Annotated in this window: 14 protein-coding genes; 5 read left to right on the forward strand and 9 right to left on the reverse strand. The window is 72.6% G+C overall.

The annotated features are described in order from the left end of the window. Window positions 1-98: 98 nt before the first annotated feature. Window positions 99-503: a hypothetical protein gene (locus tag AB0O07_RS21575; RefSeq protein WP_365635609.1), complete on the reverse strand. Its 405-nt coding sequence runs from the start codon at window positions 501-503 to the stop codon at window positions 99-101. Between the two features lie 168 nt (window positions 504-671). Here AB0O07_RS21575 and AB0O07_RS21580 point away from each other — a divergent pair, with 168 nt between their 5' ends. From AB0O07_RS21580 to AB0O07_RS21590, 3 genes are all read left to right on the forward strand, one after another. Beyond that, window positions 672-977, forward strand: a complete 306-nt coding sequence (locus AB0O07_RS21580) for a hypothetical protein (RefSeq protein ID WP_365635611.1) — start codon at window positions 672-674, stop codon at window positions 975-977. A 98-nt stretch (window positions 978-1,075) separates the two neighbouring features. Continuing rightward, window positions 1,076-1,630, forward strand: a complete 555-nt coding sequence (gene cyaB, locus AB0O07_RS21585) for a class IV adenylate cyclase (RefSeq protein ID WP_365635613.1) — start codon at window positions 1,076-1,078, stop codon at window positions 1,628-1,630. A gap of 200 nt (window positions 1,631-1,830) precedes the next feature. Then, complete coding sequence (locus AB0O07_RS21590) at window positions 1,831-2,067, forward strand: hypothetical protein (protein ID WP_365635615.1); 237 nt, start codon at window positions 1,831-1,833, stop codon at window positions 2,065-2,067. A gap of 11 nt (window positions 2,068-2,078) precedes the next feature. Here AB0O07_RS21590 and AB0O07_RS21595 read toward each other — a convergent pair whose 3' ends face one another. The 5 genes from AB0O07_RS21595 to AB0O07_RS21615 form a co-directional block, all read right to left on the reverse strand. Then, the gene (locus tag AB0O07_RS21595) at window positions 2,079-2,885 is read right to left on the reverse strand and encodes an SDR family oxidoreductase (protein WP_365635617.1); all 807 of its coding nucleotides are present in this window, start codon (window positions 2,883-2,885) and stop codon (window positions 2,079-2,081) included. Between the two features lies 1 nt (window position 2,886). Further along, complete coding sequence (locus tag AB0O07_RS21600) at window positions 2,887-4,209, reverse strand: serine hydrolase domain-containing protein (protein ID WP_365635619.1); 1,323 nt, start codon at window positions 4,207-4,209, stop codon at window positions 2,887-2,889. A 170-nt stretch (window positions 4,210-4,379) separates the two neighbouring features. Further along, on the reverse strand, window positions 4,380-5,180 hold the full coding sequence (locus AB0O07_RS21605) for an ABC transporter ATP-binding protein (RefSeq protein WP_365635620.1): 801 nt from the start codon (window positions 5,178-5,180) through the stop codon (window positions 4,380-4,382). A gap of 90 nt (window positions 5,181-5,270) precedes the next feature. Beyond that, window positions 5,271-6,035: a cobalt ECF transporter T component CbiQ gene (gene cbiQ / locus AB0O07_RS21610; RefSeq protein ID WP_365635621.1), complete on the reverse strand. Its 765-nt coding sequence runs from the start codon at window positions 6,033-6,035 to the stop codon at window positions 5,271-5,273. Window position 6,036: 1 nt separating this feature from the next. After that, entirely contained in the window at window positions 6,037-7,170 is a 1,134-nt protein-coding gene (locus AB0O07_RS21615) for an energy-coupling factor ABC transporter permease (RefSeq protein WP_365635623.1), read from the reverse strand. A 154-nt stretch (window positions 7,171-7,324) separates the two neighbouring features. On the opposite strand from AB0O07_RS21615, the gene AB0O07_RS21620 reads away from it, so the two are divergent. Further along, entirely contained in the window at window positions 7,325-7,753 is a 429-nt protein-coding gene (locus AB0O07_RS21620) for an SsgA family sporulation/cell division regulator (protein ID WP_365635625.1), read from the forward strand. 105 nt (window positions 7,754-7,858) lie between these two features. Here AB0O07_RS21620 and AB0O07_RS21625 read toward each other — a convergent pair whose 3' ends face one another. Further along, on the reverse strand, window positions 7,859-10,132 hold the full coding sequence (locus tag AB0O07_RS21625; RefSeq protein ID WP_365635627.1) for an MMPL family transporter: 2,274 nt from the start codon (window positions 10,130-10,132) through the stop codon (window positions 7,859-7,861). Between the two features lie 250 nt (window positions 10,133-10,382). After that, window positions 10,383-10,955 (reverse strand): TetR/AcrR family transcriptional regulator, encoded by a 573-nt coding sequence (locus tag AB0O07_RS21630; protein WP_365635629.1) that lies wholly within the window; start codon window positions 10,953-10,955, stop codon window positions 10,383-10,385. A 270-nt stretch (window positions 10,956-11,225) separates the two neighbouring features. Here AB0O07_RS21630 and AB0O07_RS21635 point away from each other — a divergent pair, with 270 nt between their 5' ends. Next, a complete protein-coding gene (locus AB0O07_RS21635) occupies window positions 11,226-14,954 on the forward strand; it encodes a S41 family peptidase (RefSeq protein ID WP_365635631.1) in 3,729 nt (1,242 codons plus the stop codon). Between the two features lie 159 nt (window positions 14,955-15,113). On the opposite strand, the gene AB0O07_RS21640 is transcribed toward AB0O07_RS21635, so the two are convergent. Beyond that, window positions 15,114-15,341: a hypothetical protein gene (locus tag AB0O07_RS21640; RefSeq protein WP_365635633.1), complete on the reverse strand. Its 228-nt coding sequence runs from the start codon at window positions 15,339-15,341 to the stop codon at window positions 15,114-15,116. Window positions 15,342-15,434: the final 93 nt, after the last annotated feature.

The raw sequence follows: 15,434 nt of genomic DNA on the forward strand, positions 1-15,434 counted from the left end.
CCGCCCCGGCCCCGGTTCCGAACCCGCAACCGGGGCCGGGTTGCCGCCGCCTGGATCCCGCCGGACCGCACACCCCGGCCCCGGCCCGTGCCGGAAAGTCAGATCTTCCGGACGAACACCCTGGCCCCGTTGTGGAAGTGGACGGTCAGACCGTGCCTGGTCTCGCCGTCCGGCTCGGTGGACCACCGGACGATGCTCTTGATCTCGGGGCACTCTGCCCTCACCAGACAAACCGCGAGCCACCCCTCGTGGTCACCCGCCACCGGCTCGGGCCAGGCCGCCTGGAACACGTCACCGGCGACCGGAGTGTCCGGGTCGTCGTGCTTCTCGCCGTCGGCGAGCTGTCCCATGATCTGCCAGCGCACCTCACCGGCCGATGTGGTGACCGCCAGCCCGCGCGGATGCTTGGTGTCACCGGCCTCGGCGAGCGTCTGCACACGTGTGGCGCCGGAGCTGTTCTTGACCAGATCCAGGGCGAAGTCCTGAAAACGCGGGGAACGCATTTGCGATCATTTCCTTACTTTTGCGGAGGCCGTCAGCAGTCTAAGACGGGGCCCACACCTGCCGCCCGGCCAAAGCGTCCAGGGCGCGATGGGACCCGGCCACGCACGGCCGGGCCCCGGCCCGTACGCCAGGGGGTCAGCCAGGCTCGCATCGCGGGCGCTGTCGAGATGACGCAGGGCCGCGTCAACGAGATCATCAACCGGCGTCGCGAGGTCTCTCGGCTGGACGTGTACGAGCGGATCGCGGACGGTCTCGGCATGCCGGACGATGCCCGCCATCTGCTCGGGCTCGCGGCCGGCAGGGAGCGCCGCAGCGGTGGAGCGGCGTTCGACCTGTCCGCTTTCCCGGAGGTGGTGCGGGTCTACTCCGCGCAGACTTCGGCGCGTGAGGAGATCCAGCAGCAGGCTCGGGCCGCCACCGAGGAGCGTTCGATGCCGGGTGGGAAGGGCACGAGTCGGCGACGTACAAGGTGATGGAGACGCCGCACGGTCCGCTGTTCCGGGGGTACCGGAGGATGTTCGACGCGATCATCGAGACGGCGGAACGTACGGTCTGACGAGGAGACAGCAGGATGATCGAGGCAGAGCTGAAAGCTCGCGTCCACGAACCCGAGGCCGTGCTGCGCGGCCTGGACCGGTTGGCCATCGCACGGTCGGAGGTCTACCAGGACACGTACTACGACCGGCCGGACGGCAGCCTGGAGGAACAGGACCAGGAGCTGCGGGTGCGCACCATCCACGGGCAGGACGACACGAGGACCGTGCTCACCTTCAAGGGCGCCCGGGTGGACGAGGGCTCAGGGTCGAAACCTGAGCACGAGACGCGTGTCGAGGATGCCACCGCAGTGCACGCCATGCTGAGGGGCCTCGGGTACGTTCCCCTGATCGCGTTCGAGAAGCGATGCCGGAACTACTCTTTCGAGGCGCGCGGCCGGACCATGCTCGCCACGGTCGTTCGTGTGCCGGAGGTGGACGGCACCTTCATCGAGGTGGAGACGCTCGTAGCCGAGACCGAAGTCGGTGCCGCGCTGGAGGACGTACGCACGGTACTGGCCGGCCTGGGCATCCCCGCCGCCGATCTGACGCGCGAAACGTACACCGCGGCGGTCCGCGCGCAGCGGTCCTGACCCCGAGCACGACGAAGGCGCTCCCCTGATCTCGGGGGGGTAGAGAGCCGGGCGCGGTCCTCCTGCCGCGAGCCGGTACGCCTCGTTGCGCTCGACCAGTTGGGGCACAGCGCCGGGGACACGCGGTACACGGGCGGCGGCCCGGCCGCCCCGGTCGGGGGGGGGTATCTCGTGCCGCCTCGCTCGGGCGGCGGTGTCCTGTGCTCCCGCCCGAGCCGCCCGAACCGGCCGACACTCCCACCGCCCTGGTGGAGTGCGTCATCTGCCGGGCGCCGGGGCGGGCGGAGGCGCTGGTCGACGGGGAGTGCCGGGCCTGCCGGGAGGGCCGGGGCACGTCCGCGTCCGTACCGGGGCGCGCCGCGCTGCCGCCGGAGCTCGTCCGCGCCCTCGCTGCCGAGGCGCGCGCCGCCGCTCGCGTCCCGACGCCCCACCGGTGACGTCGGGACGGTCACTCCGCCGCGTCGAACGCCCTGCGCAGGCCCACGTTGCTCGTCAGGAGCCCGCCGTCGACCGGCAGCGTCACCCCGGTGATCCACGCCGCGTCCGCCGACGCCAGGAAGGCCACCGCCGCCGCGATGTCCTCGGGGCGGCCCACCCGGCCCAGCGGGTAGTGGTCCGCCGCGCGGGCCAGGGCGGGCTCGCGGCCCGTCCAGGCTTCCGTGTGGACCGTGCCCGGTTCGACGAGGTTGACGCGGACACCGCGGGGCGCGGCGTGGCCGGACAGGGTGCGGGTGAGGCTCGCCAGGCCCGCCTTCGCCGCGCTGTACGCGTGGTTGCCGAAGTCCTGGGCGCCGTTGACCGAGCCGATGGTGACGATCGCCCCGCGCCCCGAGGCCACCAGGTGCGGCAGCGCGGCGCGGGCGCAGCGGAACGCGCCCGTCAGGGTGATGTCGAGGTCCCTGGCCCAGGTCGCGTCGGGCTCGTCCTCGAAGAGGGGGGCGTCGGGGGAGCACGCGCACGCGTTGTTGACCAGGACGTCCAGCGAGCCGAAGCTCTCGACGGCGTACGCGACCGCCGCCTCCACCGCCGCCCGGTCCGCCACGTCGCAGCCGAACCCGACCGCCCCCGGTATCGCCCCGGCCGCCCGCTCGGCGCGCCCCGCGTCCACGTCCGTGACCAGGACCCGCGCGCCCTCCGCAGCCAGCCGCCGCGCGGTCGCCTCGCCTATGCCGCGCCCGGCCCCGGTGACGAGGACGCCGTACCCCTCGAAGCGCCGCCCGGGTACCCGGGTCGGGCTCTCCGGGGCCGCTCGCACCTCAGCCGGTCTGGCCGCTCGCTTCCGGTCCTGCTGTCCCCACTGTCCCTGCCGCGCCTGCTCCGCCCTCTGCTCCATCCCCGGATGATGCCGCCAGCCGTACCGCCCGCACCAGGGCCTGCGGCCGGGCGTCCGCCGTCACCCCGCGCCGCAGGCCGTTGGTGACATAGCCGAACGCGATCCCCGACTCCGGGTCCGCGAACCCCAGCGACCCGCCGCTCCCCGGGTGGCCGAAGGAGCCGGGGGCCAGCAGGGGCGCGGCCGGGCCGTGGAGCATGAAGCCCAGTCCGAAGCGGGTGTTGACGACCAGGACCCGGTCGGGGCCCGCGGACTCCTCGGTACGGGCCAGGGTCAGCGTCGCCGGGGCGAAGAGCCGGTGGCCGTCGACCCGGCCGATCATCGCCGCGTAGCAGCGGGCCAGCGCGCGGGCGGTGGAGATGCCGCCGGAGGCGGGGGACTCGGCGGCCCGGTACGCCGGGTCGTTCTCGTCGTACTTCGGCGTCACCACGTCGAAGGCCCGCCGGGTGAGCGACCCGGGATGCGCGTACGCCTCCGTCACCGACCGCTTGGGCCGCAGCCGCAGCGCCCCGCCGACCGCCGAGGGCTCCTCGATCCGGGCGGTGCGGCCGACCCGGTGCGCCTCCTCCTCGGGCAGCCCGATCCAGAAGTCGAGCCCCAGCGGCCGGGCGATCTCCTCGGCGATCCAGCGGCCGATGGTGCGCCCCGTGACCCGCTTGACCAGCTCGCCCAGGAGCCAGCCGTACGTGTGCGGGTGGTACCCGTGGTCGGTGCCCGGCTCCCACAGCGGGCGCTGCTCCGCGAGCGCGCGCGCCGCCGACACGCCGTCCATGGCCTCGGCCGGGGTGAGCGTACGGTCCAGGACGGGCAGCCCGGCGCGGTGCGCGAGGACATGCCGTACGAGGAGCCGCTCCTTGCCCGCCGCCTTGAACTCCGGCCAGTACGTGCCGACCGGCGCGTCCAGGTCGATCTGGCCGCGCTGATGCAGGAGGAGGGGTACGGCGGCGGCGATGCCCTTGGTCGCGGAGTGCACCACCTGCGCGGTGTCCAGCGCCCAGGGGGCGGCGTCGGGGACACCTGGGGCGGACGCGGCGTCGGGGACACCCTGGCCGGAGGCGGCCTCCGATCCGGCGCCCGGCACCGCCTCCGGCGCCGCGTCGCGGGTGCCCGCCCAGAGGTCGACGACCTTCTCCCCGTCGCGGTAGACGGCGACCGCCGCCCCGCGTTCACCGAGCCGTTCGAAGTTCCGTACGAACGCGTCCCTGACCGGCTCGAAGCCCGCCGCCACCGTGCCCTGGACGTCCACGCCCGTACCCCTGCCTGCCCGTGTGCTCCGTCGTGCCCCTGCGGCAACGCTCCCCTCCATGGTGCATCGGGCCCGGGGTGCGACACGATCCGGCACAACACTCGCGGGCGTCATGGGCGCTCATGGGCACTCGTGGGCACCCGTGGGCACTCGTGGGCGCTCCCGGGTGCTCAGGGTGCCGTACGGGTCCCCGCGGCCCGGCCCAGCGCCCGGGGGTCGAGGCCGAACGGCAGCTCCAGCCGGTGCGCCGCCATCAGCGCCTCGTCCGCCAGGAGTTCACCCGTGGGGCCGTCCGCGACGATGACGCCGTCGCTCAGGACGACGGCGCGCGGGCAGAGTTCGAGGGCGTACAGCAGATCGTGGGTGACCATCAGCACGGTGACGTCCAACGAGCGGAGAATGTCCGCCAGTTCGCGCCGGGACGCCGGATCGAGGTTGGACGAGGGCTCGTCCAGGACCAGGATCTCCGGGTCCATCGCCAGCACGGTCGCCACCGCCACCCGGCGCCGCTGCCCGAAGGAGAGATGGTGCGGCGGCCGGTCCGCGTACGCCGCCATCCCCACCCGTTCCAGGGCGCCTTCCACCCGGGCCGCCAGCTCGGCACCGCGCACCCCGGCGGCGGCCGGGCCGAAGGCCACGTCCTCCCGTACGGTCGGCATGAAGAGCTGGTCGTCCGGGTCCTGGAAGACGATGCCGACCCGGCGCCTGATCTCGGCCAGCCGGCCCTTGCGGACCGGCACCCCGGCCACGGTCACGCTCCCCGCGCCGGCCGTGAGGATGCCGTTGAGGTGGAGGACGAGGGTGGTCTTTCCGGCCCCGTTGGGCCCGAGCAGCGCCACCCGCTCGCCGCGCGGCACGCGCAGGTCGACGCCGAACAGGGCCTGGTGGCCGTCGGGATAGGCGTACGCGAGCCCCGCCACCTCCAGCGAGAGCGGGACCCCTCGCACCGCGTCGTCGTTCACAGGGATCACAGGGATCACAGGCACCTCACTCATCGCAACTCATCGCAACTCATCGCAACTCATGGCTACTCACAGCGGCTCACAGCGGCTCGTAGCGGCTCATAGCGTCCACCCGAGCAGACAGACCCCCAGCGCCGCCGCCGGAAGGGCCGCCGCGTACCGCCACTGCGCCGCCGTCGCCGCCGCGGCCTCGTCGGTGACCGGCATCGTCCCCGCGTACCCCCGGCTCACCATCGCCAGATGCACCCGCTCCCCACGCTCGTACGCGCGGATGAAGAGCGCCCCCGCCGAGGCCGCCAGCACGCCCCAGTGGCGTACCCCGCGCGCCTCGAAGCCGCGCGAGCGGCGCGCGATCGACATCCGGCGCATCTCGTCGGCGACGACCTCGCCGTACCGGAGCATGAACGAAGCGATCTGCACCAGCGGCGCGGGCAGCCGCAGCCGCTGGAGGCCGAGGATCAGGGCGTGCGGTGCGGTGGTGGCGGCGAGGAGTACGGAGGCGCCGACGCCCAGGGTGCCCTTCGCGAGGACGTTCCACGCGTCCCACAGGCCGGGCACGCTCAGCTCGGCCCCCGCCACGCTGATCCGGGCGCCGGGCACGACGAACGGCATCAGCAGCGCGAAGGCCACGAACGGCACCTCGACCACCATCCGCCGGAGCACGAACCCGGCCGGGACCCGGGCCGCCGCCGCGACCCCGGCGAGCAGCGCGGCGAAGAGCGCGAAGGCCGGGAGGGCGGTGCGCGGGGTGGCCACGACGGCGAGGACGAAGCAGAGGACGGCGGCGAGTTTGACGTGCGGGGGCAGGAGATGGACCGGCGAGGAACCGGGCAGATGGAGCCGGTGCACATGCCCGGCCCCCACGTCAGACGCTCCCGCCGGGACCGGTGGCGGTCCCCTCGGGGGCACCGGCCGTGCCGTGGGCACCCGTGCCGTGGGCACCCGTGCCGTGGGTACGCCGCCGCCGTACCGCCCAGAAGACCCCGCTGCCCACGGCCACCGTCGCGCCGACCCCGATCACCCCGGCGAGGCCGCCGGAGAGCCGGGCGTCGGTGATGTCCTCGACGCCGTAACCGGCGAGCGGCGAACCGTCCGCGTGATGCGGCTCGGCCTTCCGGTCGATGCCCTGGTCGGCGGCGACCTTCTCCAGGCCGTCCGGCGCCCCGGAGGCGTAGTACGACACGAACCCGGCGAGCACCAGGGCCGTCACCAGCGCCACCACCCGTACGGTACGGGTCGACCGCACCGGAGCCCCCGGGCCTTCCGGGGCCTCCGAAGGCTCCGGTGCCGGCGCGTCGACCAGTTCCCCGCCCACCCGCAGCTTGAGCGGCGCGCCCGGCCCGCCCGCCCCGCGCCCCGGCCGCGCCCCGTACACCAGATCCGGGCGTACGGCGAGGACGGCGCCCACCGTCAGCGCGGTGATCGCGGCCTCGCCGACCCCGATCAGCAGATGCACGCCGACCATCGCGGTGAGCGTCGCGCCGAGCGGCACGTCGGAGGTCCCGCCGAGCGCGTACAGCCCCGTGAAGACGAGCGCGGCGGCCGGTACGGAGAGCAGCGCCGCGGCGAAGGCGGCCCCGGTCACGGCGCGGCGCCCGCGCGGCAGGACGGTGACCAGGGCGCGGAAGACCCCGTACCCGACGAGCGTGGTCACCACGGCCATGTCGGTGATGTTCACGCCGAGCGCGGTGAGCCCGCCGTCGGCGAAGAGGATGCCCTGCATGAGCAGGACGACGGAGACGCAGAGCAGGCCGGTACAGGGCCCGACCAGGATCGCCGCCAGCGCCCCGCCCAGCAGATGGCCGCTGGTCCCGGCGGCGACCGGGAAGTTGAGCATCTGCGCGGCGAAGACGAAGGCGGCGACGAGTCCGGCGAGCGGGGCCGTGCGGTCGTCCAGCTCGCGGCGCGCCCCGCGGAGCGCGACCGCGACGGCGGACACGGCGACGACGCCGGTCGCGGCGGAGACGGGGAGGTCGATGAATCCGTCGGGGACATGCATGGCGCCAGATGATACCGACTACTTGCGAACCCTTCGCAAGAGCGCATGACCTGCGGAAAAAACGACGCCCCTCCGCTTGCGCGGTCCGATATGTACCCTTAAGAGTTAAAAGTCCGATAACAAGAATGAGGATGACTGAAGGAGGCGCGCGTCGATGTCTCCCGTCGTCGAGCAACCGGCCAAAGCCCGTATCATCACGGACTCCCCCCACTCCCGGACCATTCCGGTCACCCTCCGCTACGACGGCGCCGATCCGCTCGCCCTGCGCATCGTCTTCCCGCCCGAGGTCTCCGCCGACCGTGAGCGCGGCGAGGTGGTGTGGGCCTTCGCCCGCGACCTCCTCGACTCGGGGCTCCGGCTGCCGTCCGGGGACGGGGACGTCCAGGTGTGGCCCTGTGGGCGGGCGCAGACCGTGGTGGAGTTCCACGGGCCGGACGGGGTGGCGGTGGTCCAGTTCGACTCCGTGACGCTGCGGCGCTTCCTGAACCGGTCGTACGCCCTGGTCCCGGCCGGGCAGGAGCGGCACGACTTCGAGGTCGAGACCGAACTGACCAAACTGGCGAAGCCCCTCCACCACACCTGAGCACGGGTGCGGTGAAGGGGCTGTCCGGGGCCGCCGTCCGCTCGGCGACGGCCCCGGGGCCGAGGGGATCCCGGGATCAGAGGGTCCGGCGGGATCCGGGCCGGGTCACGCCCGTACGAGCTCCTTCTCCTCGCCCGTACCACCCGTACCGCCGTTACGGCCGTTACCGCCGTTACGGCCCGTCCCGTCGTCCTCGCCCAGCTCCTTGCGCAGGGCCTCGCCCTCCACGTCCACGTTGGGCAGCAGCCGGTCGAGCCACCGCGGCAGCCACCAGGCGCGGTGGCCGAGGAGCGCGAGCACCGCCGGCACGAGCGCCATCCGCACGACGAACGCGTCGAAGAAGACCGCGACGGCGAGGCCGAAGCCGATCATCTTGATCATCGATTCGCTGGAGCCGATGAAGCCGCTGAAGACCGCGATCATGATCACCGCGGCGGCGACGACCACCCGCGCCCCGTGCTTGAAGCCGGTCACGATCGCCTCGCCGGGCCGCTCCCCGTGCACATACGCCTCGCGCATCCGCGTGACGAGGAAGACCTCGTAGTCCATCGCGAGACCGAAGACCACACCCACCATGAAGATCGGCATCATCGACATGATCGGGCCGGTCTGCTCCACGCCCAGCAGCCCGCCGAGCCAGCCCCACTGGAAGACCGCGACGACCGCGCCGAGGGCGGCGACCACGGAGAGCAGGAAGCCGAGCGCGGCCTTGAGCGGTACGAGCACCGACCGGAAGACGACCATCAGCAGCAGGAACGCCAGGCCGACGACGAGCGCGAGATAGGGGATCAGCGCGTCGTTCATCTTCTGGGAGAAGTCGATGTTCATGGCGGTGGCGCCGGTGACCAGGACCTCGGCCCCGTCGTCCGCCCGGACCGTGGCCCCCGCGTCCCGGATCGAGTGGACCAGGTCCTCGGTGCCGGTCGAGGAGGGGCGGTCCTTGGGGATGACGGTGATCGTCGCGGTGTCCCCGCCCTTGTCGAGGGTGGCGTCGGTGACGACGGCGGCGCCGTCCATCTTCTTCACCTGGTCGGATATCCGGGTGGCCGCCGCCTTGGCGTTGTGGTCCGCCTTGCCGTCCACGACGAGGAGCAGGGGCCCGTTGAAACCGGGGCCGAAGCCGTCGGAGAGCAGGTCGTACGCCTTGCGCTGGGTCGTGCTGGTGGGCTGCGAGCCGTCGTCGGGCAGGCCCATCTCCAGCGAAGCGGCCGGGACGGCGATGGCGCCGAGGCCGACGACGGTCGTCAGCAGGACGGCGACGGGGCGGCGCAGCACGAAACGGGCCCAGCGGGTCCCCATGTTGGGCTTGGCCTCGGCCGGCTTTCCGTCACCGTCACCAGCGTTCGCCCCGGCCGCCGCCCGCGCCTTCCGCCCCTGCACCCGCTTCCCGGCGAAGCCGAGCATGGCCGGGACCAGGGTGAGCGCGATCAGGACCGCGATCACGACCGTACCGGCGGCGGCGAAGCCCATCTTGGTGAGCATCGGGATGTTGACGACGGCGAGTCCGACGAGAGCGATGACGACGGTGAGCCCGGCGAAGACCACGGCGGATCCGGCCGTACCGGCGGCGCGGCCCGCGGCCTCCTCGCGCTCCCGGCCCTCGGCGAGTTCGGCGCGGTAGCGGGAGACGATGAAGAGGGCGTAGTCGATGCCGACCGCGAGGCCGATCATCATCGCGAGGATGGAGGTGGTGGAGCCCAGGTCCAGGACGTTGGCGAGCGCCGTGATCGTGGAGACCCCGACGCCGACCCCGATCAGCGCGGTGAGCAGCGGCAGCCCGGCGGCGACCAGCGAGCCGAAGGTGATGACGAGGACGACGGCCGCGACGGCCACCCCGATGATCTCGGTGGCCCCGGTCTCCGGCATGACCTGGAGCGCGTCACCGCCGATCTCGACCGTCAGCCCGGCGGCGCGCGCGTCGCCGCCCGTCTCTTCGAGCGCGGCCTTGGTGGCGTCGCTCAGCTCCATCGAGCTGACCTTGTACGAGACCTGGATGTACGCGATGGTGCCGTCCTGCGAGACGGCGTTGACGGCGTACGGGTCCGTGACGGCGCCGACCTGGCCGGAGCCGGTCTTCAGCTCCTGGACGATCTTCCCGACCTCGGCCTTGTGGCCGGCGTCGGTCATCTTCTCGCCGCTGGGCGCCTTGAAGACGACCCGGGCGGTGGCGCCGTCGGCGCTCGCCCCGGGGAAGCGCTCTTCGAGGAGGTCGAAGGCCTTCTGGGCTTCCGTGCCCGGGATCGAGAAGGAGCTGGAGGTGGCGGTGGAGGCGGAGGCGGCGCCGACTCCGGCGAGCGCCAGCAGCGCCACCCACACGAGGGCGACGTAATGGCGGCGCCGGAAGGCGAGCCGTCCGAGCTTGTAGAGGAACGTGGCCACGAGGGCGTACTCCCGGTGTGTCGGTGAGGGAAACGAGGGCATGGGGAGCCGTCCCGACGGCGAAGAGCGGATACGCGTCAGGTATTTACGGGCAGGGGTGCTCACGGGCAGGGGTGCCCGCAGTCAGGGGTGCTTGCGGGCAGGGCTGCCCGCGGTCAGAGGTGCTTGCGGGCAGGGGTGCCCGCGGTCAGGGGTGTCAGGGGTGTTGCGGATACGGATGGAGCGCTACGGGTGAGTGCTGCTGAAGGGATCAGACGCCGAGGGCGGGGAACACCACGGCATCCAGATACGACCGGAGGAAGGCGGGGTCGGGCGGCAGGTCCTCGATGATCGACCGGGCGATGAAGGCCCCGATGATCATGTGGATGACATACCCCAGCGCCGGATTGTCCGGCGCCACCTCGCCTCGCTCCACCGCACGGTGGAGCATCTCGCGGAACGCCTCGATCTCGGGCTCGATGAGGAGCTCGCGCAGCGCCTGGAGCAGATCGGGGTTGGTGTGGACGGCATGGAAGAGGCCCCGCATCAGCGCGGCGTCCTCCTCCATCTTGTGTTCTTCGGCCATCTCCAGGATCGCGCGGAAGTCCCCGCGCAAGGAGCCCGTGTCGGCCTGTGCCACGCTGTGCGGCTTGCTGCACCGCATCGCGCGGGCGACCAGCTCCGGCTTGCTCCCCCACTGGCGGTAGAGGGTGGCTTTGCTGGAGCGGGTGCGGGTGGCGACGGCGTCCATGGTGAGGGCGTCGTAACCGACCTCGCGCAGGAGGTCGAGCACGGCGGCGTACAGCTCCGACTCGCGTTCGGGCGTGAGTCTGCTGCGGGCCATCGTCGTCGACCTCCATCGAACGAAACGGTTTCGTACAGTACGAAGGTAATACGCGGCTGAGCGAAACGGAAGAGTTTCTTTTGTGGCCTGGCCCACGCCGGGGCTCGCGCCGGAGCCTTCCTCGGACAGGTACTGGCCTGAGAGCCGGTGCGCACTTGCCGGCCGAGGAGGGGCCGGAAGGCTCGGCCGGGGAGGGGCCGGAAGCTCCCGGAAGGTACGGAATCAGCCGTCCCGGAGGCGAAGAGCGCACCAAAAGGGCAGCATTGGGGGGTGAGTGACGAGACCGCGTACCTTCGCTTCCCGCACCTTCACGACGACTCGCTGTGCTTCGTGGCCGAGGACGACCTCTGGGTCGCCCCCCTCGCCCCACCAGGGCACCGCCCCGAACGCGCATGGCGGGTGACCGTCGACCGCACCCGGATCGGCCATCCGCGCTTCTCGCCGGACGGCCGCCATATCGCCTATACGAACTGGCGCAGCCTCGACCCGGAGATCCATCTCGCCCCGGTGGAGGGCGGGCCCGCGCGCCGGCTCACCTACTGGGGCGCCACCGACACCCGGGTCTGCGGCTGGACCCCGCCCGACAAGGACGGCGAGTCCCAGATCCTCGCCGTCTCCTCGCACGGCCAGCCGTTCTCGTACTTCGCCTGGGCATACAGCCTGCCCACGGACGGCTCCCCGGGCGGGGCGCTGCCCTGGGGCCCGGTGTCGGACATCGCGATCACGGACCTGCCGGTGACGCCGGTGGCGTCGGAGACGCCGGAGACGCGGCCCGTACGAGCGGACGACTCCCCGCCCGCCCCGGAACCCCCGCCCCCCGGCGCCGAACGCCGCACCCTCCTCCTCACCGGAAAGCCCCCGCACGAGCCGGCCGCCTGGAAGCGGTACCGGGGCGGTGCCATGGGACGGCTCTGGCTGCACGGCACCCGGCTGCTGAAGGACCTCGACGGCCATCTGGAGTGCCCGATGTTCGTCGGCGGGCGGATCGCGTTCCTCTCCGACCACGAGGGCATCGGCAACCTCTACTCCTGCCTCCCCGACGGCACCGACCTCACACGTCACACCGACCACGACGCGTTCTACGCCCGCCACGCCTCCTCCGACGGGCGCCGGGTCGTCTACCAGTGCGCGGGCGACCTCTGGCTGGTGGACGCGCTGACGCCCGACTCGGTGCCGCGCAAGCTCGACGTACGGCTGGGCGGTCCGCGCGCGGGCCGGCGCGGCTACCAGGTGCCCGCGTCCCGGCACATCGACGGGATCTCCGTGGACCTGACGGGCCGGGCCAGCGCCGTCTCCGTACGCGGCAGCCTCTACTGGCTCACCCACCGCGACGGCCCCGCCCGCACCATCGCCGACACCCCCGGCGTACGGGTCAGGAACCCGGTGATGCTGGGCAGCGGCGGCCGGGTCGCGTATGTGACGGACGCGGACGGCCAGGACGCCATCGAGATCGCCTACCTCCCCCGCGCCAGCGGCGACCGCCCCCCGCGCCGCCTGGCCCCGGGCCGGCTGGGCCGGATCCTGGACCTGGTGGCCGACCCGGAGGGCACCAGGATCGCGGTCGCCTCGCACGACGGCAGGCTGCTCCTGGTCGACGTGGCGGAGGACGAGGAAGCGGAAGCGGAAGCGGACCCAGGATCCGAAGGAAAACCGCAAGTCACCAACATTCCGGACGGTACGGAACCGGGGTCACCCCCCGAATCCCCCGAGTCCCCCGCCCCCTCCTCCGAAGCCGCGACTCCCTCTCCGGCCCCACCAGAGCCGGAGTCCCCCGGGACACCCGCCCCCACCCCCCAGAGCGCGCCCCCCGCGACGGAAGCCGCGCCCGAGCCGCCCGAGTCCCCCGAACCACCCGCCGCCTCCCCCGATACCGAGGAATCCCCCCAGGAGGCCACCCCCACACAGGCCACCCCGGAGGAGGCCACCCCGGAGGATTCCCCCCCGAAGAATGCCGCCCCGGAGATCGTCACCGAGCTCATCCGCTCCATCAACGGCCCCGTCACCGACCTCGCCTTCTCCCCCGACGGCGGCTGGCTCACCTGGTCCCACCCCGGGATCGGCCGCTCCCTCCGCCAGATCAAGCTGGCCAAGATCGCCGGGAGCTTCGCCCGGACCATCGTGGACGTCACCAACGGCCGCTTCGAGGACGAGAACCCCGTCTTCACCAGCGACGGCCGCTACCTCGCCTTCCTCTCCTGGCGCGGCTTCGACCCGGTGTACGACGTCCACACCGGCGACCTCTCCTTCCCCCTGGGCTGCCGCCCCTACCTGGTCCCCCTCTCCTCCGCGACCCCGTCCCCCTTCGCGCTCTCGCCGGACGGCCGCCCCGCCGCCGGGGGGCTCGATCCGGCCGGGGTCGAGCTGATCGACGGTTCCGTCGCGGTGACCGTAGAGGTGGAAGGGCTGGCGGACCGGGTCACCCCCTTCCCCGTAACGGCCTCCAAGTACTCCGCCCTGCATCCGGTCAGCGGGGGCGGGCTGGTCTGGCTGCGGTGGCCGATCTCCGGGGCGCTCGGCGAGACCTTCGCCAACCCCTCCGACATGTCGGGCCGACCCACCCTCGAACACTTCGACATCGCCCGCGCCCGCAAGAGCGAACTCGTCGCCCACCTCGACTGGTTCGCGGTCAGCGGTGACGGCACCCGGCTGGTCGTCGTGGACGACGGCGAGCTGCGCGCCGTACCCGCGACGGAGCTGGGGGACACCGACTCGACGGTCTTCCTCGACCCGCGCCGGATCCTCCACGACGTCGACCCGGAGGCCGAGTGGCGCCAGGCGTACGCGGAGGCGGGCCGGATCATCCGGGCGTTCTTCTGGGAGCCCGGGATGTGCGGGATCGACTGGGACGGGGTGCTCGACCAGTACCGTCCGCTGGTCGAGCGGGTCGCGTCCCCCGACGAGTTCGCCGACCTGCTCCGCGAGGTCCTGGGCGAGCTGGGCACCTCCCACGCGTATGTCACCCCGGCCCGCCGCGACGAGGGCCCCGCCCACTACCAGCGCCCCATCGGACTGCTCGGCGCCAACCTGGTCTGCCGGGACGGGAAGTGGCTGGTCAAGCGGATCCTGCCGGGCGACTCCTCGGACTCCAAGGCCCGGTCGCCGCTGGCCGGCACGGGGATCAGGGAGGGCGCCGTCCTCACCCATGTGGACGGCCGCCCGGTGGACCCGGTGACCGGCCCCTACCCCCTCCTCTCCGCCGCCGGGGGCACCACCGTCGAACTGACCTTCCGCCCCGCCGAACGCGAGGGCTCGCCCGCGATCCACGAGAGCCGGCCGAGGCGGGTCGCGGTCGTCCCGCTGATCGACGAACGGCCGCTGCGCTACCAGGACTGGGTGGCGAAGCGGCGCGAGGTCGTCCGGGAGATCAGCGGCGGCAAGTGCGGCTATCTCCACATCCCCGACATGGGCGGCTCGGGGTGGGCGCAGTTCAACCGCGACCTGCGGCTGGAGGTGTCACGCCCGGCGCTGATCGTGGACGTACGGGGCAACGCGGGCGGCCATATCAGCGAACTGGTCGTGGAGAAGCTCAGCCGCAGGATCATCGGCTGGGACCTGACCCGGAACGCCCAGCCCGTCTCGTACGCCTCGAACGCGCCGCGCGGCCCGGTCGTGGCGCTCGCGGACGAGGCGACCGCGAGCGACGGCGACATGATCACGGCGGCGTTCCGGCTGCTCAACCTGGGCCCGGTGGTCGGCCAGCGGACCTGGGGCGGGGTGGTCGGGATGACCGGCAGACACCGGCTCTGCGACGGCACGGTGATCACGGTGCCGATGAACGCGGCCTGGTTCGACGCGTACGGCTGGTCGGTGGAGAACCGGGGCGTGGAACCGGACATCGAGGCCCTGCGCACCCCCCTCGACTGGGCGGAGGGCCGGCACGCCCAGTTGGACGACGCGGTATGGGTGGCCCTGGACCTCCTGGCCGGCACCCCGGCCTCCACACCCCCCGGCTACGGCGAGGTCCCGGACCTGCGCCGCCCGAAACTGCCGCCACGCTAGAACGCGGGACAACACGGAACCGTACGGAACCGTACGGAACCGTACGGAACCGTACGGAACTGAACTGAACGGAACTGAACGGAACCGTACGGGACAAAGGAGAGGCGCACCCGAACCCCGGGCGCGCCTCTCCCCCGTCACTCCTGGGACTCCTGGCACTCAGGAGTCAAACCGGTCATCCATCTCGTCATGAACGTCATCCATGGCGTCCTGCCCACGGTCCCGCACCCGGTCCTGAGCGCCGGAAGCACGCTCGGAAGCGCGCCCGGAAGAATCACCGGAGGCACCGTCCTTCTTGTCACCGGTGTTTCCGGCGTTGCCGGCGGCCTGCTTGGCACGGTCGGCGAGTTCCTGCGCCTTGTCCTTGAACTGGTCCTGAATACCCATGGAAGGTCAACTCCTGAAGGGTTGGGGGGCACCCTGAAGTAGGGCCGGAACCAGCGTGACACGCCCTCCCATACACCGCATTTCGACCATCAC

Source organism: Streptomyces sp. NPDC093085 (assembly GCF_040683935.1).
Lineage (GTDB): Bacteria > Actinomycetota > Actinomycetes > Streptomycetales > Streptomycetaceae > Streptomyces.